The sequence below is a fragment of the Nostoc sp. LEGE 12447 genome, assembly GCF_015206985.1.
Taxonomy (GTDB): domain Bacteria; phylum Cyanobacteriota; class Cyanobacteriia; order Cyanobacteriales; family Nostocaceae; genus Nostoc.
Genome location: NZ_JADEXT010000015.1, coordinates 122,909 through 144,462 on the forward strand (window position 1 = coordinate 122,909; position 21,554 = coordinate 144,462).

The window sequence follows — 21,554 nt, forward strand, 5'->3', positions numbered from 1 at the left end:
TCTCCACTCCCTATTTTTCAATCTCCTATCTAGTAGAGTTGTTCTTATTGCTTTCTGGACTAGGCAAGGGAGTCGTATTACTAACTTTTTTGAGTGCTATAAAAATGTCGTAGAGGTTACTACGACTGTCGCTGACAGCAGATGTCATCCCAATTGAGCGTGTTGCAGCTAGCAAAGTTTGTTGATTGGGAATTAGAGTTGGCAAAGGGAAATTGTTCACAGTTCGTTCTACATCCAGAAAAAATTGACCATTTGTTGGATTTGGTTCTGTAGGAACTGTTTGTTGGAATGGGATCGTGCTAGCTAGTGTGTTGTTGGGCTTGGGAACAATTTTATCAGTGATGGGAGCGCCCACTACTAAAAAGGCGACATCTCCATCTAACCAACCGTGGGTGGCAGTTAAAGTACCATAAGGTGAAACCCAGTTGACAACAGGTTGCCCTGCAACTTTTGCAGGTTGCACTTGGAATTGGTATTGATTTCTCATCACATCATCCAATTGTTTTATGGATGCTTCGGCTGAATTGCGGAGGCTTCGCCCGCCGTAGGCATTGCTGGCCTGTACCATGAACACCAAACCCGCACGAAAATCATTTGGTGAACCTTCTTTGGGAGTATTAGGAATCACTGATAAGGAAAACTCGCCTTTCATCCAACTGAGCAAATCCTTATCTAAATCTAGAGTGGTAAGAGATTTTATCCCACCTTTGAGTTGTTCTGGTGCGATCGGTGAGAGGGGATTTCCTTGAGATGTTAAAACGTAATCTCCCCACAACCTCTGTAAGTTTCCTCCCGAAAGCATCATTAAGGTTTCTGCTGGTACGCGACTTTGCATTTTCCCAGCTTTATTTTCCACCGCCAGCACACGTTGACTATTAGGATTTAGCCAAGAAACGCCCTTGAAGCGGATTCCTTCTGCCTCTAAAGTCATTGTCCCTGCTAAACCTTGGTTATTTTGCAGTTGAGCTAAAACTTGAGCGGGTAAAGGCCGGTTTGGAGAAGCTGCGGCTATTTTAGCTGCTGTTGGCACATTGATGTAAAACTGGCCAAAGCGTTGATAATTGGTAATTTTCGGAAAATTCTCAGCAAAGCCCCCTGTTGTCGCTAGGGATGTTTGATTTTTGTAGGCATCGATCGCTCGTTCTGTGGCTTTGGGACTATCAGTTATGACTAAAAAACGCCCATCTATTAATGCTGCTGATAAGTTTTCTCCTGTTTGCCCCTCACTTTGTTTAATGGCGATCCCTTGATAAATACGGTCAATCCATTTGCCTTGTTTAAGGGTTTTGGGTTGTGCCCAAATATTTTTGGCGATTTCTGGGTTTTTTACTGGTAATACCATTACCATCGACTGCTGATCGCTAGCAGCATCTTCATTAGTGGTAACTGGTTTGGGTACAGCTTTGCTTGCTGTTGCTGGGGCAAGAATTGCGATTGTAATGTCATTGCCTACCCAAGGGGCGATATCTTTCTGGAAGTCGTAACCATTATTAGTGAGAAAGCGATCGCGCAATTCTACTAAATTTCTGTCCAGTTCTGCTTGGGTTTCTTTTGTCCCAAACTCCCGCAATTTCTTCCACTGCTGGGGATCTGTGGTCAGAGAAACCGCAAACAGTGCATCACCAGGAATAATATTTGCACCTACGAGCAAATCACTGGAAGATATTTGTCTCTGGCTTAACAACCAGTATGCGACACTCCCTGCACCAATTAATAGCCCAGCAGCCGAGAGCGTCAGCACCAGAGAGGGTTTCTTATTTTTCTTCATTGGAACAGACACAAGAGGCGGTGCCATCGAAACCTATACCTTATACTTGCAAACTTATTACTTGCTTGATTAGTTAAGTACACCAACTGGTTTAACCATTCTTTAGGACAGCTAATTAGATTAAATTTTCCACCCTAAATGTTGATGATACTTCCGTAATCAATCTTCCCTAGTCTTTCAAAAGCTGTGTTTTTGATTCAGTTACCATTTTTAACACGCTTTGTTGAATTTCGTAGGACGTTTCGCTAAGATTAATGCCTCATTCGGAAGATTTCCGCAAGTAAATCTGTGATTCCAAGCAATTAAAGAATATAACTAACTGGACAAAGCTGCAAGCGAATTTAAGCTATTTGGCTTTGCTCGGTAGCGTAGGCGCAGCCCGTCGTAGACATCGCCTACGATGGGCGGGTACGCCATCGCACCACATAATGACTACAATATTTTTTGGGACAACTATAATTGCAACTCAAATCCAGGTAATATATCCTCTCCAGAAACAATCGCCGGCATTTGCACAACTTCTACAGCTTTCAAAAGTCGGTAAATTTCAACTTGACGATCTTGAGGATTAATCAGCCAACCCAAACGCAGACCATTTTTGATATATTCCTGCATTTTCTCTTGAATCTGTGACAGCCGGTCTGTCTCCGAACGCAGTTCAATCACGAAGTCAGGTACAAGTGGCGGGAATTTTTTTCGTTGTTCTGGTGTTAAAGCTTCCCACTGCTCCAATTTTACCCAAGCAGCATCAGGAGAACGTTTTGCACCATTTGGAAGTATAAATATAGTTGAAGAACTAAAAACTTTCCCTAATTTAGCTTGACGATTCCAAATTTCTAAATCAGCGATCAGTCCAGCTTCTTGATTCCCGCTTTCTCCTCCGACTGGTGGCATAATTATTAATTCTCCAGCTGCATTCATTTCCAGGCTTAAATCACGATTGGCAACACACAATTGATAAAATTGCTCATCGCTTAAATGAGCAATTGGTTCTAGATTTAGCACAACAGTATTCATTAAACCTTTCCTCATGCCTTTCTTGTGAACATCAGTAGGACTAACAACGGCAAATCATTACCGAAAACTCACTAATTTAACAGCACTACTATCAGAGGCGATCGCTGCAACAATAATTCAATGTTATTTGATGTTTAACTGTACAATTTCGGCTACTTGGTTTTGCTCGATAGCGTAGGCGCAGCCCGTCGTAGACATCGCCTACGCCATCGCACCACATCATGGCTTTTTACCGATTTTGGGAATTCAATTGCATCGCTCCCAAATATTTAGTTAAATAAGGCGAAAAAACTTCATAAATTAAGGTTAGTGGCTGTCCATGATGCCAAAACAAGTAGTGGCGACCCCAAAAAGGCCCAGTTACGTCAAAACCAGACTCTAGCGCCGATGAGTCACCATAGTAAATCCCTCGAACATCCCGATATAACTCTGTGCGGAGACGAGCTAAACTTGCCCAAATTGGTAATGAACGATTTTGCAAATATTCATCTACATGACTGGCTTCCCACCACGAGGTAGCATAAGCTAATCGTTGACCAGAAGCAGTCCGCAGCCACACTTGTCGCCGTAGTCGCGGCCCTGGAACAGCTTGGATTAAATCAGGTGCAGCATCCAAATCCATGCCAATCAATGACATATCAATGACATCTACTTCTACAGGCTCGCCTGTAAGCAATTCTAGGTGACGTGTTGGAGAGCCGTCACCCAATAGCATGAGCTGCCAAGCAGGTGCTAGCTGAGTGTGAGGTAAACTTTTTTGAATTACTTCCTCCCCTCCTTGCCAAATCGGAGTGAGGCGATGCCAAGCTGCTGGCTGTGTTAAGTTGTTTGTCGGCGTAAAAGTAATACTCAATGCTTTTTACAAAACTTCACGTATCTCTATAAAAGCATAAAAAACCAGAGCTATACCAAGATTTAAGGGTCAACAGTCTCAGGTCTATTGACCGTTGACTATTGACCCTTGACTAATAAACAAAATATGCGGATGGCGAGACTCGAACTCGCAAGGCAAAGCCACACGCACCTCAAGCGTGCGCGTATACCAATTCCGCCACATCCGCACGGGTTGTCTAAAGATAGACTATAGCATAAGAAAATAATTATAGTAAGGTGATATCTAAAGTTATATTTCTCAAAAATATAAATTTCTTCAAGGTCGGTATCAGACTGACAGAAATTTGGCATCTGCACAAGTGATATTAAAAAGGGTAGAGCGACTGTGGGAGAAACGGTGCGATGGCGTATCGCAAAAACCCAGTTTGGTAAGCTAGCCAAGACTTACAGCAGCAATGTTGTTAGTGTAGTAAAACCCGTAGAGGCAGCAAGCCTGCAATATGCGAGTTTGCTTAGAGTCAGGGTGGCGAATCTCCTGTGATAATTTGAAATAATGCGGAAGCGTCGTTTCAAGTTGGATCAGAGAAAATGTGAATCTACTGGTAATGATATCGAAACTAAAAAATGAAGTTTGACAAAATATTAATTGCCAATCGGGGAGAAATCGCCCTTCGCATTCTCCGCGCCTGTGAAGAAATGGGAATTGCGACAGTCGCGGTTCACTCCACCGTTGACCGGAATGCTCTCCACGTCCAACTTGCTGATGAAGCAGTTTGCATTGGCGAACCTGCTAGCAGTAAAAGTTATTTGAATATTCCCAATATTATTGCTGCCGCATTGACGCGCAATGCGACTGCTATTCACCCAGGTTATGGCTTTTTGGCAGAAAATGCCCGGTTTGCGGAAATCTGTGCCGACCATCATATTGCTTTTATCGGCCCAACTCCAGAAGCTATCAAGCTGATGGGCGATAAATCCACTGCCAAAGAAACCATGCAAAAAGCTGGAGTCCCGACAGTACCAGGTAGTGAGGGGTTAGTAGAATCCGAGGAAGAAGGATTAAAATTTGCCAAGGAAATCGGCTATCCAGTGATGATTAAAGCCACAGCAGGTGGCGGTGGGCGAGGTATGCGCCTAGTCCGTTCTGAAGATGAATTTGTCAAACTTTTCTTGGCAGCGCAAGGGGAAGCAGGAGCAGCTTTTGGGAATTCTGGCGTTTACATCGAAAAATTTATTGAACGTCCCCGCCACATTGAATTTCAAATTTTGGCGGATAACTACGGTAATGTTATTCACTTGGGCGAACGGGATTGCTCAATTCAGCGCCGGAACCAAAAGTTACTAGAAGAAGCACCAAGTCCGGCTCTTGATGAAGACCTGCGTGAGAAAATGGGACAAGCTGCTGTCAAAGCTGCCCAATTCATTAATTACAGTGGGGCAGGTACTATTGAGTTTCTCTTGGATAGATCCGGTAAATTCTACTTTATGGAAATGAACACCCGGATTCAAGTAGAACATCCTGTAACAGAGATGGTTACTGGAATAGACTTGGTTGCCGAACAAATTCGGATTGCCCAAGGAGAAAGACTCAAGCTTTCTCAAGAGCAAGTAGTTTTGCGGGGCCATTCAATTGAGTGCCGAATCAACGCTGAAGACCCAGATCATGACTTTCGCCCTTCTCCTGGACGGATTAGTGGCTATCTCCCCCCTGGAGGCCCTGGTGTTAGGATTGATTCTCACGTTTACACCGATTACCAAATCCCGCCTTACTACGATTCCTTAATCGGCAAGTTAATTGTTTGGGCCCCAGACCGACCCACTGCTATTAACCGCATGAAACGCGCACTCCGGGAATGTGCAATTACTGGACTGCCTACCACTATTGGGTTTCATCAAAAAATCATGGAAACTCCACAATTTTTGCAGGGTAATGTCTATACAAATTTTGTCCAGGAGATGAACGGGTAAGGGACTGGGGATTGGCAATAGGGCAGGGAGAGGGGAGCAGAGGGGAAAGAGGTAATTTTTACTTCTCTCCGATTCCAAATGCCCCATTCCCAATCCCCAATTCCCTAATTCGCACGAGATATCATAGTCAGCAATCCTTGCTGACCTAGTAATATTTCTCTTAGCAGGCTGAAGATACCAACCCAAATAATAGGTGTAATGTCCACTCCGCCTATAGGTTGTACCAGTTTTCGCAATGGTACTAAAAATGGCTCGGTAGGCCAAGCTATTAAGTTAAAGGGCAAACGATTCAGATTCACTTGCGGATACCAAGTGAGAATGATCCGAAATATAAATAAAAATGTCATCACCCCTAACACAGGGCCAAGAATCCAAGCAGTCAGGTCAACACCAGTCATCGGTTTAAGGTACTATCTATCTGTAAAGAAAGTAAAACTTAGGCGAACGGCAAGCCGCGCTTCGCGAACGCCACAAAAACTTTAAGCTTTGTAAAGCACTCTCATCATCATTTTAACCAAATGCTGTGATTTTCTTCTGGAATAAAAAAGTAAACTCGCTTACAGCAGTTTCCAAGTTTAGCAGTTCCGAGTTAGAGGCTTCTCAAGAAAGTAATACACTATTAAAATTAGGATGAAGTGTGTAAAAAAAGGTTTAGAAGTATGACGCCTTCTTTAGCAAATTTTCTTTGGAGCCTGCTATGGGGTACTGCAATTGTTGTGATTCCCGTTACAGTTGGTCTAATTTTCATTAGCCAAAAAGATAAAATTCAGCGTTCATAATGCTTATGAGAGTTAATTTAACTCTCACAACCGATTGTCTGTCAGCTATTTATAATTGCGCTACAAGCAGCAGTATTTGCCGCTAGAAGCATTTGTAGCTAACAGACATAGGGTTTTTTAATTTTTCGGTGAACAGCTTCAGAGCTTCTTTGCCAGAGGCTTTGAAGCTTCAATATTTATCGTGCCTAATTACAGTAGTGATTTTAATTGTGACTCGCTAACATAGATTTGATATTGGGAAAACAGCAATGATAAATTTTGGGCTGAACTCAGCCAGTTTTCTGGCTCAGGTAAATTTTGGGGCAAATTCAGCCAGTATTCTAGGAATTTTCCTGGCTGTGGCTGGGGCAGCACTGTATTTTCTCCGCACTGTGCGTCCAGAATTGTCACGGGATCAAGATATCTTTTTTGCGGCAGTTGGTTTGCTCTGCGGCTTTATTCTCGTGTTTCAAGGATGGCGGCTAGACCCGATTCTGCAATTTGGTCAACTGCTTTTAGTTGGCACAACTGTGTTTTTTGCAGTTGAAAGTATTCGCCTGCGGAGTATAGCTACCCAGCAAGCAAAGCGCAACACTCCCATTGTGGACGATGAGCGAGAGGTAAGCAGAAACTATGAGTACAAAAATCGCAGAAACTATCAAGCTGAAATTGAAGACTTAGATCCATTACCTTATGAAGACGAGGAAGAACGCCCCGTGCGTGCGCGGATTCGGGGTAGCAGGGATGAGATTTCCACTCGTGATAACTACTACGAGGAGCAACCCCCCCGTCGTTCAGAACGCCGCAACAGCAGCAGCAGTAGTGAAAGACAGCCTCCAACTGACAGAACACGGCGGCGGACTTCTGGCCGTCCTGTGAATCGCCCTTCTGAAACCTCTGAAGATGAAAATTGGGGTTCATCTAGGCAAGTTGATGATTGGGAAAGTTCGGGTGGAGAAGTCAGAAAACCTTCTCGCCGTAATAATAACGGTTCTCAACGTCCAGAAAACCGGGAAGATGATGTTGCTCCTAGACCAAGAAGGCGTCGTCCACCCACTGACTCAGCTTCTCGAAGACCACGTGAAGATGATGAGGCGATCCCAACTGATTATGTACCGTACAACCCGATTGAAAAGCCAAATCAGGGGCCAGATAATTCGACTGATTTTGATGACGATGTTTAAAACAGTTGGCGTGGAAATAGGTTTAAAGGCAACGGAAAACAGTTGAGGTGGAAAAATTTACGCCTACATTTTGGCTCCAAAGACCAATTCATTGGAGCCTGGTTTTTGGTTTAACAAGTTTGCTTGCATCTTGTGGTTCTAACAATATTCCCATAGGGCCTACTTCCCTCAACAGTCGCTACACCGAGGAGCAACCTGCTTTGAGTGGAAATGGGCGCTTTTTAGCTTTTGTATCTAATCGGAATGGTAATCAACAGCTATTGGTTTTCGATTTGGAGAGGCAACAGTTTATTGGCACACCGGGTATTAACCGAGCAGAGACAATTGCTGAAAGTCCTAGCTTGAGCTACACCGGGCGTTATATTGCTTATCTTACTAGTGACCAAGGTAGACCAGTAGTGGCGCTTTATGATCGCGCTACGCAACAGTCGCAAATCGTTACACCAACCTATCGCGGCTGGATCAGAAAACCAAATATCAGCCCAGATGGACGTTATGTTGTCTTTGAAAGCGCCAGTCGTGGTCAGTGGGATATTGAAGTCCTAGACCGAGGGCCAAATATTGAGTTAGATATTCCCAACGGTGCAACCGTAGGTTCACCTCCATAGAAGGCAGAGAGCAGGGAGATGAGGGAGAATAATTAATGCCCGCCCAATGCCCAATATATGAAACGTGTTTTTTTTATACCTGTATTTTTCTGCTTAAGTTTATTGACTGGATGTTTTGGCTACCCTCGCCTTTTGAGTTATCCCTTTGATCCGGGGGGTCGGAGTCTCAATAGTTTAGCGTCAGAATTAAACCCCCAAATTTCTGGGAGATACATTGTTTTTATTACTGACCGACGCGGTAGCCAAGACGTTTATATGTTTGATACGGTGACTCGTGATTTGGTTGATTTGTCAGGTTTAAATTCCTTTGATGCGATCGCAAATCATCCTAGCGTTTCACAAGATGGTCGTTATATTGTATTTGCGGCTAGCCGCCAGGGGCGATCGGCTATTTTTCTCTACGAGCGAGAAACACGCCAATCACGAAATTTAACTAGTAACCTACAAGCTGAAGTCCGCAACCCTACAATTAGCGCTGATGGTAGCAAGATTGCTTTTGAGTCTAGTAACAACGGGCAGTGGGATGTTTTAGTATATGACCGTTATGGGCGACCGTTGAATATACCTCAAGAGCCGCGTTGAAAAATGGGGAATGGGGAATGGGGAATGGGGAATGGGGAATGGGGAAGAATTCTTTTAATCACAATCCCTAATACCCAATCCCTAATACCCAATCCTTAATCCCTAATCCCTAGTCCCCAGTCCCTCTTCTTTCTGCACAGATTCAATGAGCGATCGCACTTGTTCTGTCCCCTCTGAAGGTTCAAAGGACAAGGGAAACTTACCTCGCAGGAGCATCCGCAAACCGAGGGGTGCAAGACTGAGTAATCCTTTTAAATCTTTAAAGTAGTTACCGACTACTTGTAAACCAAATTGACGTTCATCAATCCAACCACCTTCTTTAACTAAATCTATCAAAACTTTCCGGTGACGAATTGAGCGACTATCGCTAGCTTCTTTGTGCGTAAGAATTTCTTGTTTAACTTTGGTGATTTGTTCTAATGGTGCAACTTCCATTGGACAAACTGAATCGCAGTATAAACAACGGGTACAACCCCATACGCCTTTAGTACCTTCGTTGTACATTTCTAAACGATTTTCGGTATCACTATCGCGAGAATCCGCTACCATGCGGTAAGCCTTGGCAAGGGCATGGGGGCCAACAAAATCTGGATTCACTTCACGGGCGTTGCATTCGGAGTAACAAGCACCGCACATAATACAGTTACCAGTTTGATCGAGACGCGATCGCTCTTGTGGTGTTTGCAAAAACTCTCTTTCTGGTACTTGTCGTGCTGCTGTACTCACATAAGGAGCAACTGCCTCTAAATTATTCCAGAAACTGCTCATATCTACAACCAAATCTTTAATCACGGGCATATTGCCGAGAGGTGCGATCGTGATTTCAGGAATGACATTTACTTTACTTTGGGATGATGGTATTTGTTGTAATCTAGCAAGTTCACTGCCAACATTTTCCTTACAAGCTAAAGCCGAACGCCCATTAATTCGCATAGCACAGCTACCACAAATGGTATTACGGCAATTTTTGCGAAATGCTAACGTTCCATCTTGCTCCCACTTAATATGATTAAGGCAATCCAGGATTGTATTACCTGGTTCTGCCTCTACAAGATAGGTTTGCACAATAGGGGAGGAATTTTGTTGCTGTCGAATGACCTTAAAAATAACTTCCATGACTACTAACCAAAATTCTAAAATTGCTTCACCAGCCTTAACAATCATGAGTCAAGGCTGATAGTTACGAAAAGTGAGCTATACTTTTTTTGCCCTCAATTCAAAGCCTGGTGTTAATAGGCTGACGATTAAAGGGAAACTGATTCTAGTTTAAGGATAACCATTAAAATTTTACTTTTAGCAGCACTGTAGGCAAGATTTGTGTCAAATTCTGAGATAAAACGCCAAAAATGTAATGGTCGCTTGACATTGAATTTAGTCGTTTGAGAATGTAAAGGAAAGGGCTTTACTTAGAAAGGGACTCAGGTTTATCTTTGGTCTAGCGATCGTATCCAAGGTAAATGCAGTTACCGTTAGCAACAGGTCTTCATATCAACTTGAGTCAAGCAATCCTAGCTGGAAAATTCCGCCTTCGCTAACGCTTGACAGAATTTTTTGATTATATAGAAGTGTAAAAGCACATCTTCAATATATAGTAGTGGCAATTAAGTGCTAAGCGTATGTTAAGAGATTTATTCTTCCCATAGACAGACGTAGAAAATCCTCTGACCGCTTTTGAGCTTACAGTAATAAACCGAGGAAAAATCCTTACTACTTTCAAATAAAAGTCTCGCGCATCGAAGAATCCCGGATAGGCGAGACTTTGAGATTTTTGCAGCCTCTCAATCAAGAAAATCTTGGATTTAACTAATTGGTCAAAACTGCTCATCTAAATTAGATAAATTTTTATAATGCAATAAAGGGTTAGGAAAATCGTCACGGCTTTTTCCAACCTTTAAGTCCAGAAATTTAAATAAAAATTTACCAGCAACTTTAATTCAAAATTAAACAACTATTTTGCTATTATTAGTCCATGCTAGTATTTAATATAAAATTACGAACTCACAAAACCAGAATCAATAGCCGTATCAGCGCGGCTACTACTGCTTTGTTGATTCGTAATGTAGAGACAAGAAAATTCGCGTCTCTACTGGCAGGACAAAGGGCATAAGCCCGTAGGACTCTATTGAAATACTATGCTGTCCTAAGCTTGAGAGGATGAGTAGAGAAAACTCTACCTACTCATTAGCTCATTAGCGAGAAGGGCAAGCACTGAAAGTGAAAAACCTGCGATTTATTGGGTCTACGACTTATTTGGAGTAGAGCCAACCCCATTTGTAAAGGTGGCTGAAAGTTACACCGCTACAGTAGCGCCAAAAGAGAAAATAATTTCATTTCTGATGGCGAATAATGGTTAAAAGTGCCGTGAAATCAGCAAAATTAATTTCTATGGCAACTATGACCTCTAATTGGTTGTAGACAACCATAATATGAAGTGCTTTTGTCTCCTATCGGCAGTGATTCACCCCTAACACTAGAGTCCTAAGTAGCTCTATGCACATGCTAAAAAGCCAAATGCTGGCATGAGACTACATCGTTTATCAGCTTGGAGAGAGTAAGGAAAATTTGAGCATAATGACTGAAACTGCAACCGCGCCATTAACTGGAAAAGCACTACTTGCGAAAGTAAAAGAACTTTCCACTTTGCCACGCCGAGAAAGAGCCAAACAGTGCGGCTATTACACTGTTACTAAGAATAACCAGGTTCGTGTCAATCTCACAGATTTTTATGACGCTTTGCTATCGGCTAGAGGAATTCCTCTAAGTCCAGAAGCACCTAAAGATGGTCGTGGTCGTGAACCGACATACCGGGTTAGTGTCCATCAAAATGGTCAGATTGTGATTGGTGCCACATATACCAAAGCAATGGGCTTAAAGTCTGGAGATGAGTTTGAAATTAGGTTGGGATACAAGCATATTCACTTGATTCAACTTGGTGAAAGTGATAAAAAACTGACCTCACCAGATATAGACTCCGACGAATCGGACGAAGATTTGGAAGACGAAGAGTAAATTTGCTGATGGTAGGGATAAGTATCAGGTATGATAACTTGTCCTTACCTCAACAGCAAACTGGTAACTCTATTGAAAAAATTTTGTTCCAGATAAAAAATACGATTAGACCCCTTGCATAATTTGCCAAATTTAGTAGATTCTTGATAAATCAGCAAGAAATCTATAGTGCAAGAAGTCTATCGTGTTTTTTTTGATAACTTTTTTTGAGACTTCGGTCAACGCCTTACTAGCATTTATGCAAAATGCACCAGCACTAGTTATAGTGATGGCATTTTTTGCCTGCTGGATAGTTTTTTGGTTGCCAGTCGCAGCAGTATCAGCAATATTGCTCAATTGGCAACCCCCTAAACCTTTGCAGCCACAGCAAAAGATGCCGTTATTGCTGTCACTTTACCTATTAGCTCCCCTGATTCTGTGGGGAGTTAGTTGGCTTACCAATAAATCTTTTTCGGATTACGGCTTTGTTGGGAATCTTTCAAATTTTGGTTCTTTAGCATTAGGTTTCGCTTTGGGAGTGGTAAGCTTAACGATGGTATTTAGTGGGCAATTCGGATTAGGTTGGTGTTCTTTTGAAAAAACGAATTTCAAGTTACTATTACCCATCTTGCTACCGATTTTCTTGATAGCATTGTTAGTCGGTGGGATAGAAGAGTTAGTTTTTCGGGGTTTTCTGTTCACTGAATTAGCACAGGATTATCCAGTTTGGGTAGCAGCAGCAATTTCTAGCTTGATTTTTGCCTTGCTACATCTAGTTTGGGAGCAACGTGAAACTGCACCACAACTCCCAGGATTGTGGCTGATGGGAATGGTATTGGTGTTGGCACGTTTTGCCGATCACAACAATTTGGGTTTAGCTTGGGGACTACACGCAGGATGGGTATGGGCGATCGCAACCCTAGATACAGCAGAATTAATTACTTACACAGGTAAAGCCTCTGACTGGTTAACAGGTAAGAATAAAAAACCCCTAGCGGGTTTGGCGGGAATTATTTGTGTACTGGGAACTGGAATAAGTATTTGGCTTTTCTCTAAGTATTTTTAATTTGGTGTTAAATGTCTTCTGGGGCTTGGTTAATTCATGCACAATGTAGTCTGTCAAGGAATAATTGACGAGTACATTCTCTCTCAGGAAGGCGATTTATCGCGTCTCTCTAACGTATCAGTCCTTTAGACGCGATAAATCGCGTCTCTACATGAGGGCTTTCTGGCTTATCCCAATACGCTTGGGATAAAACTAAAACTGGATCTGACTTGTGTGTACACCGTAGCTCCGACTTGGAGAGGGATAGACTATAACTAAAAGTTCAAGACAGCAAATAGGTTCGTTGAATTCATGTTTCGTCAAAAGCTAAGAGCATTAAGGAACCCACCTACAACTATTGGCTAACCTCCAAAGCCAGGAATTAAACGCTTGAGGGCACGATCGGTAACATCGCTATAGCGCAGTTCTCCACACATAATCTGACCCATGATTTTGGCAGCAGAGGGATGCTTAACACCAACTTTGTAGCCAATACTAGGAAACCGATAGAATGCTCCAGCTAATTTTTGTGCCCAAGCCATCTCAGTACCCCATTCTTCATTAATAGCTTCACTATATTTTTCTAAAGCGTTGATGTCACCAGAAAGGGCCTCATTAATGGCTCCTGCTGCAATCAAGCCACTAAAAATTGAAGGACGAATGCCTTCTGCTGTCATAGGATAAACTACACAAGCAGCTTCGCCAGCCAAAACAGCATTTTGGGTATGCAACTTTTGCTTTCCATCCCACAAGCAAAGGGGATAACCATACTTCTTGCTGGTTTTGATATCTAGATTAAACGATCGCGCGTATTCATCTAAAATCTTCTTAAAATCCTGGGGTTCGCCACCGCCAAACGTACCGATACCAATGGAATAACCATCCGCTTTCGGGAAGTTCCAAATGTAGCCATTTTTCACCAACCCCAACTCAATATGAATTGTGGATTTGTCTGTTACAGTGGTGGAAACCTCTGCTTCCAAAGCTGCTGCTAAACGGCGTTTACGTTCTTTGAAGCCTAGCCATTTTGCCATTAGCCCTTTAGCACCATCAGCCGCGATTAAGTAGCGACTTGTAATTGGCTCATTGGCTGTGTTAACTTGCCAATAGTCACCTTTAAATTCAATACCCGTTACTTCAGTATTATCTCGCAGTTCAGCCCCTTGCTTCTGTGCTTGCTGCACTAGGAAATGGTCAAAAATATCTCGTCGCACCATCCAGACTGGTTCTTCTGTGGCGATTTTTGCTTCCACTGGGTCGCCTAATTTCCAGGTAAAGCGAAAGGAGTCAGCTTTTACAGAAATTGCTGGGCTAAAATCAAAGTCAAACCATTGAGCGATCGCTGGAGATACACCACCACCACAAGGCTTATATCTTGGTAAGGATTCTTTTTCTAATACTAATACTGAGCGACCCTGCTTGGCTAAATGATATGCAGCTGTTCCACCAGCTGGCCCAGCGCCGACGATGATGCAGTCATACATAAGGCTGAATTTTGGCTCCTGAATTAGTTGATTTTCTCTTGAGTCGGGGCACAATTCATTAATTGCCCCTACTTTAATTATTTATGTCTACTTACTTGTTTAATTTTTGTGAGATACCTAAAAAATGATAAAGGCTGAAGAATTTTACCATCATCCTTCAGCCTTTATGCTTCAGACTTTAGACTTTAAACAGTCGTAATGTCTTTTTCTTTTTCTGCCAAGAGTGCGTCTATTTTGGCTGTATACTCGTTTGTGAGTTTTTGCAAGTTGTCTTGTTGGTCTTTTGATTCATCTTTGGAGATTTCAGAGGCTTTCTCCTGCTTGCGAATCGAGTCTATGGCATCGCGGCGGATGTTGCGAATAGCAACACGACCCTCTTCAGCGTACTTAGTAGCCATTTTGACGAATTCTTTTCGGCGATCGCTTGTCAAAGGCGGAATATTCAGCCGAATTACAGAACCATCGTTGCTGGGGGTTAAACCCACATCTGAAAGAGAAATCGCCTTCTCAATAATGTTTAGGGTGTTGCGCTCGTATGGCTGAATTAGAATTGTCGATGCATCTGGCGTGCTAATATTTGCCAGTGATTTTAAGGGTGTAGGCGAACCGTAATAGTCCACTAATACCTTATCTAATAGACTCGCATTGGCGCGACCAGTGCGGATCGTGTTAAAAGCTCGTTGAGTTGACTCAACAGAACTTTGCATTTTGCTTTTCGCGTCAGCTAATATCACAAGAACCTCCCACAAGGGTACCGATGGATTCTCCCAATACTGCCCGGTGGATGTTACCTCGCACCGTTAGGTCAAATACCAGAATTGGGATATTATTTTCTTTACACAAGGCGATCGCAGTACTATCCATCACCCGCAAATCTTTGGCTAAAACGTGCGCGTAGGTAAGGCTATTGTAACGCTTGGCGTTAGGATAAATCTCAGGATCAGCATCATATACACCGTCTACTTTGGTGGCTTTAAAAATCACTTCCGCATCAATTTCTGCTGCTCTGAGTGCCGCAGTAGTATCAGTGGTAAAGAAGGGATTTCCAGAACCAGCCCCAAAAATTACCACCCGCCCTTTTTCAAGATGACGGATGGCACGACGACGGATATATGGTTCTGCTAATTCTTGCATGGCGATCGCAGTTTGCACCCGCGTCTGTACCCCTATGTGTTCTAGCGAATCTTGCAACGTCATGGCGTTCATTACCGTGGCAATCATCCCAATATAGTCAGCGGTTGCCCTGTCCATCCCCGCCGACGCTGCTTTCACGCCACGAAAAATATTGCCGCCGCCAACAACGATGGCCATTTGAACGCCAGTGGCTATCACCTCTGCTACCTCTTGAGCTATTCCTTTGACCACTTCTGGATCAATGCCATAGCCCATGTTGCCCATTAAGGCTTCACCGCTCAGTTTGAGTAAAACCCGTCGGTAATTCGTTCCCATGAAGTTACGCTTTATCAAAAAAGTTGCAATTGCCTCCAATTTAAGATAGCAGTTACAGGGACTATCTATGTCTAGTTACGCCAAATCAATGTAGTACCTACTGGTTCTGTTTGTGGTACATCTATTGCCTGACCAAGAAATAGAGAGGCGATCGCAGTTCTTAAATATTCTTCTCCCACTGCTGATGCATCTTGGGGATGATTGTCAATTTTGCCTTTGTAGCGGACTATACCATTGGCATCTATTAAAAAGGCCATTGGTGTTTTCGTAGCACCAAAACTTTGGGTTACATCTTGCGTCGAGTCCCACAGGTAAGGAAAGTTCAAATTGTGACGCTCGGCAAAAGCTTTCATATTTTCAAAGCTTGACCTAGTTTCATGATTACCATCACTACCATTCATCCCAATTAGTGTGAAGCCTTTGGGGGCAAATTTGGTTTGAATCTTTTTTAACCTGTCTATATACCACTCTACATAAGGACAGTGGTTACACATGGAAATAACGCCCACTGCTCGGAACTTCTCAAGATAACGCCTGAGATGGTGTACTTGACCGTCAATTCCTGGCAGTTCAAAATCGGGTGCATAGCTCCCGATGGGAGTATCGATTGTTTCTAGTATATTCATATTGTCTGGCTCGCAGAACTAGGAACAAGAAAAATGTTGTTAAATTCAGCGTCAGTTTCCAGTTGCAAACCACCCCTTAGCCGATGCCTCATATTCTGACAATGTTATAGACCAAAATAGCGATCGTAAATTGTGAATCTACTGAATCTAGCACTGATACTAATTCATTCACATCTAAAAAATCACAAAAATATTACTCATATTATAGAAGTGATGATTCCTAATGCTGACATAATCTAAGTTGTGAGGAAATTACCTCTATCAACAAGATGAAAACTTTATACCTGGATAAAACTATCAGCCTAGAAGCTTTTCTAGTGTATGTCTAAGTTATCACTAGACCAAAGGATTTTATTTGAAAATCTGATAAATTTTATTCAAATTCAAAATAATTTTACTTACGCCTTGCTGCTGACAGGCTTTTACCCTTGTATTCATCAAATTTCCTATGACAACCTCAAGTTCAAAAACAGCATTTACCTCTACAAAAACCTGGGTTTGGCAAGATTTCCCTATTTGCTATCAAACCCAAGGAACCACTGGGCCGGCTGTTGTCCTCGTACATGGATTTGGCGCTTCTTGGTGGCATTGGCGGAAAAATATTCCCGTGTTAGCACAAAATTGCCGAGTTTATGCTATTGATTTGATTGGTTTTGGCGGTTCCGCAAAACCTCAACCTGGTGAAAAAATTACCTACACTCTAGAAACCTGGGGACAACAAGTAGCAGATTTTTGCCGTGAAGTTGTCGGCGAACCTGCTTTTTTAGTCGGAAATTCTATTGGCTGTATTGTAGCCATGCAAGCAGCTGTTAGCAACCCAGATATTGTCTTGGGAGTTGCATTGCTCAACTGTTCTTTACGGCTATTGCACGATCGCAAACGTATAACTTTACCTTGGACTCGTCGTGTCGGAGCGCCTTTACTGCAACGCTTGCTTTCTATCAAACCAGTTGGCGATTTCTTTTTCAATCAACTTGCCAAACCGAAAACAGTGCGGAAGATTTTACTAAAAGCTTATGCGAATCCTGAGATGGTGACAGATGAGTTGGTGGATATTCTCACTTCACCAGCAAGCGATCCGGGGGCTGTAGCTGTTTTCCTTGCCTTCACTTCTTATTCTACAGGGCCTCTACCAGAAGACCTTTTACCGCTGCTACCTTGTCCTGCAATTATCTTGTGGGGAACGGCCGATCCGTGGGAACCAATTAAGTTAGGTAGAGAATTAGCTAATTTCCCACAGGTACAAAAGTTTATTCCTTTAGAAGGAGTTGGGCATTGTCCCCAAGATGAAGCACCAGAGTTAGTCAATCCGATTTTACTTGATTGGATTTGGGAGCGATCGCTGTTAATAGACTCGGGAAAATTGGAGGCATAATTTCCACTCAGCTACCGCCAAAGTTTTCAGAATGTAGATTAGTCATTTGTTCTGCTGAAACTAATGAGGGGGAAACAGAAAGGTAGATACTAGGCATATCATCTACCTTTCTTGGATCTGGGCAGTTGATTTAATTCATTATAAAGAACATAGGAGACTACACAAATTATCTCAAAACTTAATTTATATTGAGCGATTTTTATGAGCCTTCTACTCACCTTGCTTATTGCAAAGTTTAGATTACAAGACTACCCAGCCTTTAAGTTTTTTCAACTTAGAAAGAAAAACTGCATCCGTAAATCAGTCTCTGGATTAGCGACGCTAACAGTAGCGACGATAGCACTTTTTGCCACCTCGGTCTTTATAGCCGCGGTCATAGCCGCCGTCGAAGCCACCTATGAATTGTCCACCGCATAAAAGCTGCTGTTCGTCTGTGGATAACTCCACAAGCAAATCAGACGTGATGATTTGATCTGACATAATTTTTTGCCTCACTTTTGTACAGTGCAAAAGAATGCCTAGTGCCTTGAGTTATACAGCAAAAGCTTTACTCATCAATTAGTCGAAACTATTTTGATCTGAAGTAAGAGGCGAGCATAAAGGTAGATGCTATCCTTAGCATCTACCTTTATTATCTCTAGGCTGTTGATTTCATGCCTTCAGGGAATATAAGAGACAAATAAAGCTCTTTCTCAAAATAAATTAAATTTTGAGCGAGTTATATTAGCTTCAATATCCCCCGCTAATTGCAAAGTTTAGCTAACTTTTTGGAGGGTAACAATGCCCCTGATGCGGAATCGATTTTCGCGACGATTTTCGCGACGATTTTCGCGACGATTTCGACCTAAAGGACCGGAAAGTCCATTGTCATCTGATTCATCGTCAGTGGATTCATTTATTTGTCCCCCAGTCAGAAGCTGTTGTTGTTCTGTGGATAGATCCACAAGCAAATCAGACATTATCATTTGAGTTGACATAAATTATTTACCTCACTTACTGGTATAGGTGCTAATCACCTATATTTTTATTATTAACTATTTGATAAGCGAATAAATTACTCTTAGGTTAGAAAACATCCAGGCACATTTACTTCTTTTGGCTCATGAAACTATAAAACAAACTAACAACAATCTAAAAATTTTAACTAATAGAAATGTTGGCGAATAGTGTTATTTTGTTAACTAGTTTAAATGCCTAATTTTAAATAAATGCATATTGTATAAATAGCATTAATTACTTCAAATACATGATTAATTAATGTATTTGAAGTAATTAAATACAAACAAGCTAGCTTTTAACTAAACAAAGGATTTAATTTCTCATAAAATTATTTAATTCATTTAGAAATAAAGAAAAATTTGGAACCCGAATTTTTGTAGAAAACCCTAGTGTCACTTTTGACAATATATATTTAGTCTTTTGAGAAGATACATCACCATTTGCAAGATTTAATGTATTGTCTGCCGTAGTTTGGATATTAGTTTGTTGGAGAAAAAAATTACTTTCAACTGGCATAGCTTCATCTGGTAGATTCGGGATTTGCCCAGCAGCTAGGGTTTCCTGTTCTTTTTCAGACAAATCCCTGAACCATTTAGAATTTTGGGATTTGGTATTTTCAGACATAGTTTTATTTGCTCATACAGAGCCTAATTTTTACAGTGATAAAAACTTTAAATGCTCTCCTTGTTTAGATAGAAAAGTCTCTAGAGTTCCTTGTAGTTGCACTTGACCTTTATCTAGTAGCACGATCCAATCAGCGCGATTGATTACGCTGGGACGATGGGTAATCAAAATCGTAGTTTTGCCTTTTCGGTATTCCAAAAGCCGATCTAGTACGTGAGATTCGCTTACCGGATCGAGTCCGGCAGTCGCTTCGTCTAAAATCAGTATAGGTGGATTGGTGAGGATGCCTCTAGCGATCGCTAATCGTTGTCTTTGTCCACCAGAGAGATTTGCGCCAAATTCGCCTAAAACAGTTTGATAATTATTAGGAAGTTGACTGATAAAGCCGTCTGCATCAGCAATTTCACAAGCTTTAACAATTTCTTCAAAGGAAATATAAGGCGTTCCTAAGCGGAAATTATCTAAAATCGAGCGGCTCCAAAAGTGAGGCTCTTGAGGTACATAAATTACTTGTTGTCGCAGGCAATCAAGGGAAAGGTCTTGGATGTTAAAAAAACCAATGCGGATATTACCAGAGTTCGGCTGATATAAGCCTGCTATCAATTTTGCCAAAGTACTTTTACCACAACCTGACTGGCCAATTAAAGCAATCACCTTTCCTCCAGGTAACTTGAGAGAAAAATTCTCTATTAAGTCAACTCTGCCAGCATGGTGAAATTGGAGATCGGAACAACGAATGTCTGCATCATAAGAGATTTGTGCACTCGGCTTTTGACCACTCCCGACTACTTCTGGTGTAGCATCGATAACTTCTAGAAGTCGAGAGATTGCTGTTTGGGAGTGAACATATTCATCCATTAAGCCAACTAACGAGTTAATTAAAGCTAAAACGTTAACCTGTAGGACATTAAAAGCCAGCATTTGACCTATGCTTAACTCCCCACCAATCACCAGGATGCTTCCTAGCCCTAGTAGAATAACGCCACCAATGGTGGAAATCAGTCTAGCAACGGTGCTGTTGATAATTCCGATTTGGATAGTACCAAAAGTGAGATTAGCAAGGCGACCAAAACGGCTTTGAAGTTCATCCCAAAATTGGGGAGCAGCATTTGTGGTTTTGACCACCTGCGCTCCCTTAAACGTTTCGACTAAAACGCCTTGATTTTCTGACCCCAAGACTAAGAGACTGCGTGTCCTTTGCTGGAGGATGGGTAAGAAAGGCAGGGTAGATACGGTCATTAAGAAGATGATGAAGATGACTACTAGCGTCAACCGCCAGCTATAAAACAGCATCAAGCAGAAAGAAATTACTGCAATAAAAAACTGACTAGGTAAAAGAACTACGATCTGTGATACCAACTGATTGATTTCGTTAATATCTCGCAGTCGGCTGATGATTTCGCCGCTGCGGCGAGCTTCATAGTAATTCAAGGGCAATTGGAGAATTTTTCGCCCAAATTCCAAAACTAGCCCTAGTTGCAGCCGTTGACCAAAATGAGCAATCATGATGGATTGCAATACTTGCAGGGCACTGCTGAATAAGCTCATAACAATAACACCTAAAACCACAACAGTGAGCAACTGGGTATCGCCGCGCACAAGGACATCATCTGTCAGTAGTTGGATTAGGATTGGGGTACTTAGAGCGAGCAAACCCATGACAATATTGATCATCAAAACCTGACTCAGCAATCCCCTATAAGGCAAGATCCGCATTAAAAAACGACCTAAGCCACCTTTTGCTTTTTCTTTTGGCTGTTTAAAAAAGCGATCTGGATCTGGCTCTAGTAAGAGCATTACGCCGTTCCAAGCTGCTGCTAACTCTTCTCGATTGACATAACGGATACCCACACCAGGATCGGCAATAACGTATTTTTTCCCCCGCTTGTCGTATAAAACAACCCAGTGGTGGCCCTGCCAATGAATAATCGCTGGCAAGTTTATTTCTGTGATTCTGTCTATGATGGCTGGTGACGCTTTAACTGCTCTGGCATTGAAACCCAGATTTTCAGACCCGCGTTTTAAACCCAGTAAAGTAGTTCCTAGTTGTCCAGTCCCTACCGCTTCTCGGCTGCGATTGATGCTTAAAAAATGTCCGTGATGCTTAGAAATTGTAGCTAGACAAGCTGCCCCACAGTCTTCTTCACTCAATTGTGAAACACACTGATAATTTTTATGGAATTTAAATAGATCAAACATGTTCACCGACCTATAAAATTGGTACACAAAGTTAGCAGAGCAATAT

The 21,554-nt window shown here is 42.1% G+C and carries 22 protein-coding genes and 1 tRNA gene; 8 read left to right on the forward strand and 15 right to left on the reverse strand.

Features of this window, described 5'->3' with window-relative positions:
- Positions 1 to 25: 25 nt before the first annotated feature.
- From IQ274_RS17215 to IQ274_RS17230, 5 genes are all read right to left on the reverse strand, one after another.
- Entirely contained in the window at positions 26 to 1,795 is a 1,770-nt protein-coding gene (locus IQ274_RS17215; RefSeq protein ID WP_163927244.1) for a DUF3352 domain-containing protein, read from the reverse strand.
- A gap of 426 nt (positions 1,796 to 2,221) precedes the next feature.
- On the reverse strand, positions 2,222 to 2,785 hold the full coding sequence (locus tag IQ274_RS17220) for a Uma2 family endonuclease (protein ID WP_194142951.1): 564 nt from the start codon (positions 2,783 to 2,785) through the stop codon (positions 2,222 to 2,224).
- Between the two features lie 91 nt (positions 2,786 to 2,876).
- Positions 2,877 to 3,008, reverse strand: coding sequence for a hypothetical protein (locus IQ274_RS37385; protein WP_265578550.1), 132 nt, complete (start codon positions 3,006 to 3,008; stop codon positions 2,877 to 2,879).
- 6 nt (positions 3,009 to 3,014) lie between these two features.
- Positions 3,015 to 3,638 carry a chorismate lyase gene (locus tag IQ274_RS17225; RefSeq protein ID WP_012412186.1) on the reverse strand — a complete coding sequence of 208 codons (624 nt, stop codon included), beginning with the start codon at positions 3,636 to 3,638 and terminating at the stop codon, positions 3,015 to 3,017.
- A 127-nt stretch (positions 3,639 to 3,765) separates the two neighbouring features.
- A tRNA-Leu gene (locus tag IQ274_RS17230) sits at positions 3,766 to 3,846 on the reverse strand.
- A gap of 397 nt (positions 3,847 to 4,243) precedes the next feature.
- Between IQ274_RS17230 and accC the strand changes: the two genes are divergently transcribed.
- A complete protein-coding gene (gene accC / locus IQ274_RS17235; protein ID WP_194142952.1) occupies positions 4,244 to 5,587 on the forward strand; it encodes an acetyl-CoA carboxylase biotin carboxylase subunit in 1,344 nt (447 codons plus the stop codon).
- Positions 5,588 to 5,691: 104 nt separating this feature from the next.
- Here the strand turns inward: accC and IQ274_RS17240 are convergent, their stop codons facing one another.
- A complete protein-coding gene (locus IQ274_RS17240) occupies positions 5,692 to 5,985 on the reverse strand; it encodes a YggT family protein (RefSeq protein ID WP_012412184.1) in 294 nt (97 codons plus the stop codon).
- Between the two features lie 261 nt (positions 5,986 to 6,246).
- On the opposite strand from IQ274_RS17240, the gene psbX reads away from it, so the two are divergent.
- The 4 genes from psbX to IQ274_RS17260 all read left to right on the forward strand — a co-directional run bounded on the left by psbX (position 6,247) and on the right by IQ274_RS17260 (position 8,719).
- Positions 6,247 to 6,366, forward strand: a complete 120-nt coding sequence (gene psbX / locus IQ274_RS17245; protein ID WP_012412183.1) for a photosystem II reaction center X protein — start codon at positions 6,247 to 6,249, stop codon at positions 6,364 to 6,366.
- A 248-nt stretch (positions 6,367 to 6,614) separates the two neighbouring features.
- Positions 6,615 to 7,529, forward strand: coding sequence for a Ycf66 family protein (locus IQ274_RS17250; protein ID WP_194142953.1), 915 nt, complete (start codon positions 6,615 to 6,617; stop codon positions 7,527 to 7,529).
- 47 nt (positions 7,530 to 7,576) lie between these two features.
- On the forward strand, positions 7,577 to 8,137 hold the full coding sequence (locus tag IQ274_RS17255) for a TolB family protein (RefSeq protein ID WP_163927250.1): 561 nt from the start codon (positions 7,577 to 7,579) through the stop codon (positions 8,135 to 8,137).
- Positions 8,138 to 8,194: 57 nt separating this feature from the next.
- Complete coding sequence (locus IQ274_RS17260) at positions 8,195 to 8,719, forward strand: TolB family protein (protein ID WP_194142954.1); 525 nt, start codon at positions 8,195 to 8,197, stop codon at positions 8,717 to 8,719.
- Between the two features lie 102 nt (positions 8,720 to 8,821).
- On the opposite strand, the gene IQ274_RS17265 is transcribed toward IQ274_RS17260, so the two are convergent.
- Positions 8,822 to 9,835, reverse strand: coding sequence for a succinate dehydrogenase/fumarate reductase iron-sulfur subunit (locus IQ274_RS17265; protein ID WP_175586504.1), 1,014 nt, complete (start codon positions 9,833 to 9,835; stop codon positions 8,822 to 8,824).
- Between the two features lie 1,455 nt (positions 9,836 to 11,290).
- Between IQ274_RS17265 and IQ274_RS17270 the strand changes: the two genes are divergently transcribed.
- Both IQ274_RS17270 and IQ274_RS17275 read left to right on the forward strand, forming a co-directional pair.
- A complete protein-coding gene (locus IQ274_RS17270; protein ID WP_012412178.1) occupies positions 11,291 to 11,728 on the forward strand; it encodes an AbrB family transcriptional regulator in 438 nt (145 codons plus the stop codon).
- A 238-nt stretch (positions 11,729 to 11,966) separates the two neighbouring features.
- Positions 11,967 to 12,773, forward strand: coding sequence for a CPBP family intramembrane glutamic endopeptidase (locus IQ274_RS17275; RefSeq protein ID WP_194142955.1), 807 nt, complete (start codon positions 11,967 to 11,969; stop codon positions 12,771 to 12,773).
- Between the two features lie 341 nt (positions 12,774 to 13,114).
- Here the strand turns inward: IQ274_RS17275 and IQ274_RS17280 are convergent, their stop codons facing one another.
- The 4 genes from IQ274_RS17280 to IQ274_RS17295 form a co-directional block, all read right to left on the reverse strand.
- On the reverse strand, positions 13,115 to 14,236 hold the full coding sequence (locus IQ274_RS17280; RefSeq protein WP_194142956.1) for a geranylgeranyl reductase family protein: 1,122 nt from the start codon (positions 14,234 to 14,236) through the stop codon (positions 13,115 to 13,117).
- A 185-nt stretch (positions 14,237 to 14,421) separates the two neighbouring features.
- Positions 14,422 to 14,970 (reverse strand): ribosome recycling factor, encoded by a 549-nt coding sequence (gene frr / locus IQ274_RS17285; protein WP_163927258.1) that lies wholly within the window; start codon positions 14,968 to 14,970, stop codon positions 14,422 to 14,424.
- On the reverse strand, positions 14,957 to 15,685 hold the full coding sequence (pyrH, locus tag IQ274_RS17290) for a UMP kinase (protein ID WP_012412364.1): 729 nt from the start codon (positions 15,683 to 15,685) through the stop codon (positions 14,957 to 14,959). The genes frr and pyrH overlap by 14 nt, the downstream gene beginning before the upstream one ends.
- Positions 15,686 to 15,756: 71 nt before the next feature.
- Entirely contained in the window at positions 15,757 to 16,311 is a 555-nt protein-coding gene (locus IQ274_RS17295) for a thioredoxin family protein (protein ID WP_163927260.1), read from the reverse strand.
- A 448-nt stretch (positions 16,312 to 16,759) separates the two neighbouring features.
- Between IQ274_RS17295 and IQ274_RS17300 the strand changes: the two genes are divergently transcribed.
- Positions 16,760 to 17,686: an alpha/beta fold hydrolase gene (locus tag IQ274_RS17300; protein WP_194142957.1), complete on the forward strand. Its 927-nt coding sequence runs from the start codon at positions 16,760 to 16,762 to the stop codon at positions 17,684 to 17,686.
- A gap of 321 nt (positions 17,687 to 18,007) precedes the next feature.
- Here the strand turns inward: IQ274_RS17300 and IQ274_RS17305 are convergent, their stop codons facing one another.
- The 4 genes from IQ274_RS17305 to IQ274_RS17320 all read right to left on the reverse strand — a co-directional run bounded on the left by IQ274_RS17305 (position 18,008) and on the right by IQ274_RS17320 (position 21,508).
- A complete protein-coding gene (locus IQ274_RS17305) occupies positions 18,008 to 18,181 on the reverse strand; it encodes a hypothetical protein (protein ID WP_194142958.1) in 174 nt (57 codons plus the stop codon).
- A 260-nt stretch (positions 18,182 to 18,441) separates the two neighbouring features.
- The gene (locus IQ274_RS17310) at positions 18,442 to 18,663 is read right to left on the reverse strand and encodes a hypothetical protein (RefSeq protein ID WP_194142959.1); all 222 of its coding nucleotides are present in this window, start codon (positions 18,661 to 18,663) and stop codon (positions 18,442 to 18,444) included.
- Positions 18,664 to 18,997: 334 nt separating this feature from the next.
- Positions 18,998 to 19,309: a hypothetical protein gene (locus tag IQ274_RS17315; protein WP_163927267.1), complete on the reverse strand. Its 312-nt coding sequence runs from the start codon at positions 19,307 to 19,309 to the stop codon at positions 18,998 to 19,000.
- Positions 19,310 to 19,339: 30 nt separating this feature from the next.
- Positions 19,340 to 21,508: a peptidase domain-containing ABC transporter gene (locus tag IQ274_RS17320; protein WP_194142960.1), complete on the reverse strand. Its 2,169-nt coding sequence runs from the start codon at positions 21,506 to 21,508 to the stop codon at positions 19,340 to 19,342.
- Between the last annotated feature and the right edge of the window lie 46 nt (positions 21,509 to 21,554).

Bases quoted from the DNA above. Each gene is read 5' to 3' on its own strand.
- IQ274_RS17265 (WP_175586504.1), bottom strand. From the start codon at position 9,835: ATGGAAGTTATTTTTAAGGTCATTCGACAGCAACAAAATTCCTCCCCT.
- IQ274_RS17260 (WP_194142954.1), top strand. From the start codon at position 8,195: ATGAAACGTGTTTTTTTTATACCTGTATTTTTCTGCTTAAGTTTATTG.
- pyrH (WP_012412364.1), bottom strand. From the start codon at position 15,685: ATGGGAACGAATTACCGACGGGTTTTACTCAAACTGAGCGGTGAAGCC.
- IQ274_RS17240 (WP_012412184.1), bottom strand. From the start codon at position 5,985: ATGACTGGTGTTGACCTGACTGCTTGGATTCTTGGCCCTGTGTTAGGG.
- IQ274_RS17295 (WP_163927260.1), bottom strand. From the start codon at position 16,311: ATGAATATACTAGAAACAATCGATACTCCCATCGGGAGCTATGCACCC.
- psbX (WP_012412183.1), top strand. From the start codon at position 6,247: ATGACGCCTTCTTTAGCAAATTTTCTTTGGAGCCTGCTATGGGGTACT.
- IQ274_RS17275 (WP_194142955.1), top strand. From the start codon at position 11,967: ATGCAAAATGCACCAGCACTAGTTATAGTGATGGCATTTTTTGCCTGC.
- IQ274_RS17215 (WP_163927244.1), bottom strand. From the start codon at position 1,795: ATGGCACCGCCTCTTGTGTCTGTTCCAATGAAGAAAAATAAGAAACCC.
- IQ274_RS17310 (WP_194142959.1), bottom strand. From the start codon at position 18,663: ATGTCAACTCAAATGATAATGTCTGATTTGCTTGTGGATCTATCCACA.
- accC (WP_194142952.1), top strand. From the start codon at position 4,244: ATGAAGTTTGACAAAATATTAATTGCCAATCGGGGAGAAATCGCCCTT.
- IQ274_RS17270 (WP_012412178.1), top strand. From the start codon at position 11,291: ATGACTGAAACTGCAACCGCGCCATTAACTGGAAAAGCACTACTTGCG.
- IQ274_RS17300 (WP_194142957.1), top strand. From the start codon at position 16,760: ATGACAACCTCAAGTTCAAAAACAGCATTTACCTCTACAAAAACCTGG.
- IQ274_RS37385 (WP_265578550.1), bottom strand. From the start codon at position 3,008: ATGATGTGGTGCGATGGCGTAGGCGATGTCTACGACGGGCTGCGCCTA.
- IQ274_RS17250 (WP_194142953.1), top strand. From the start codon at position 6,615: ATGATAAATTTTGGGCTGAACTCAGCCAGTTTTCTGGCTCAGGTAAAT.
- IQ274_RS17315 (WP_163927267.1), bottom strand. From the start codon at position 19,309: ATGTCTGAAAATACCAAATCCCAAAATTCTAAATGGTTCAGGGATTTG.
- IQ274_RS17320 (WP_194142960.1), bottom strand. From the start codon at position 21,508: ATGTTTGATCTATTTAAATTCCATAAAAATTATCAGTGTGTTTCACAA.
- IQ274_RS17280 (WP_194142956.1), bottom strand. From the start codon at position 14,236: ATGTATGACTGCATCATCGTCGGCGCTGGGCCAGCTGGTGGAACAGCT.
- IQ274_RS17220 (WP_194142951.1), bottom strand. From the start codon at position 2,785: ATGAATACTGTTGTGCTAAATCTAGAACCAATTGCTCATTTAAGCGAT.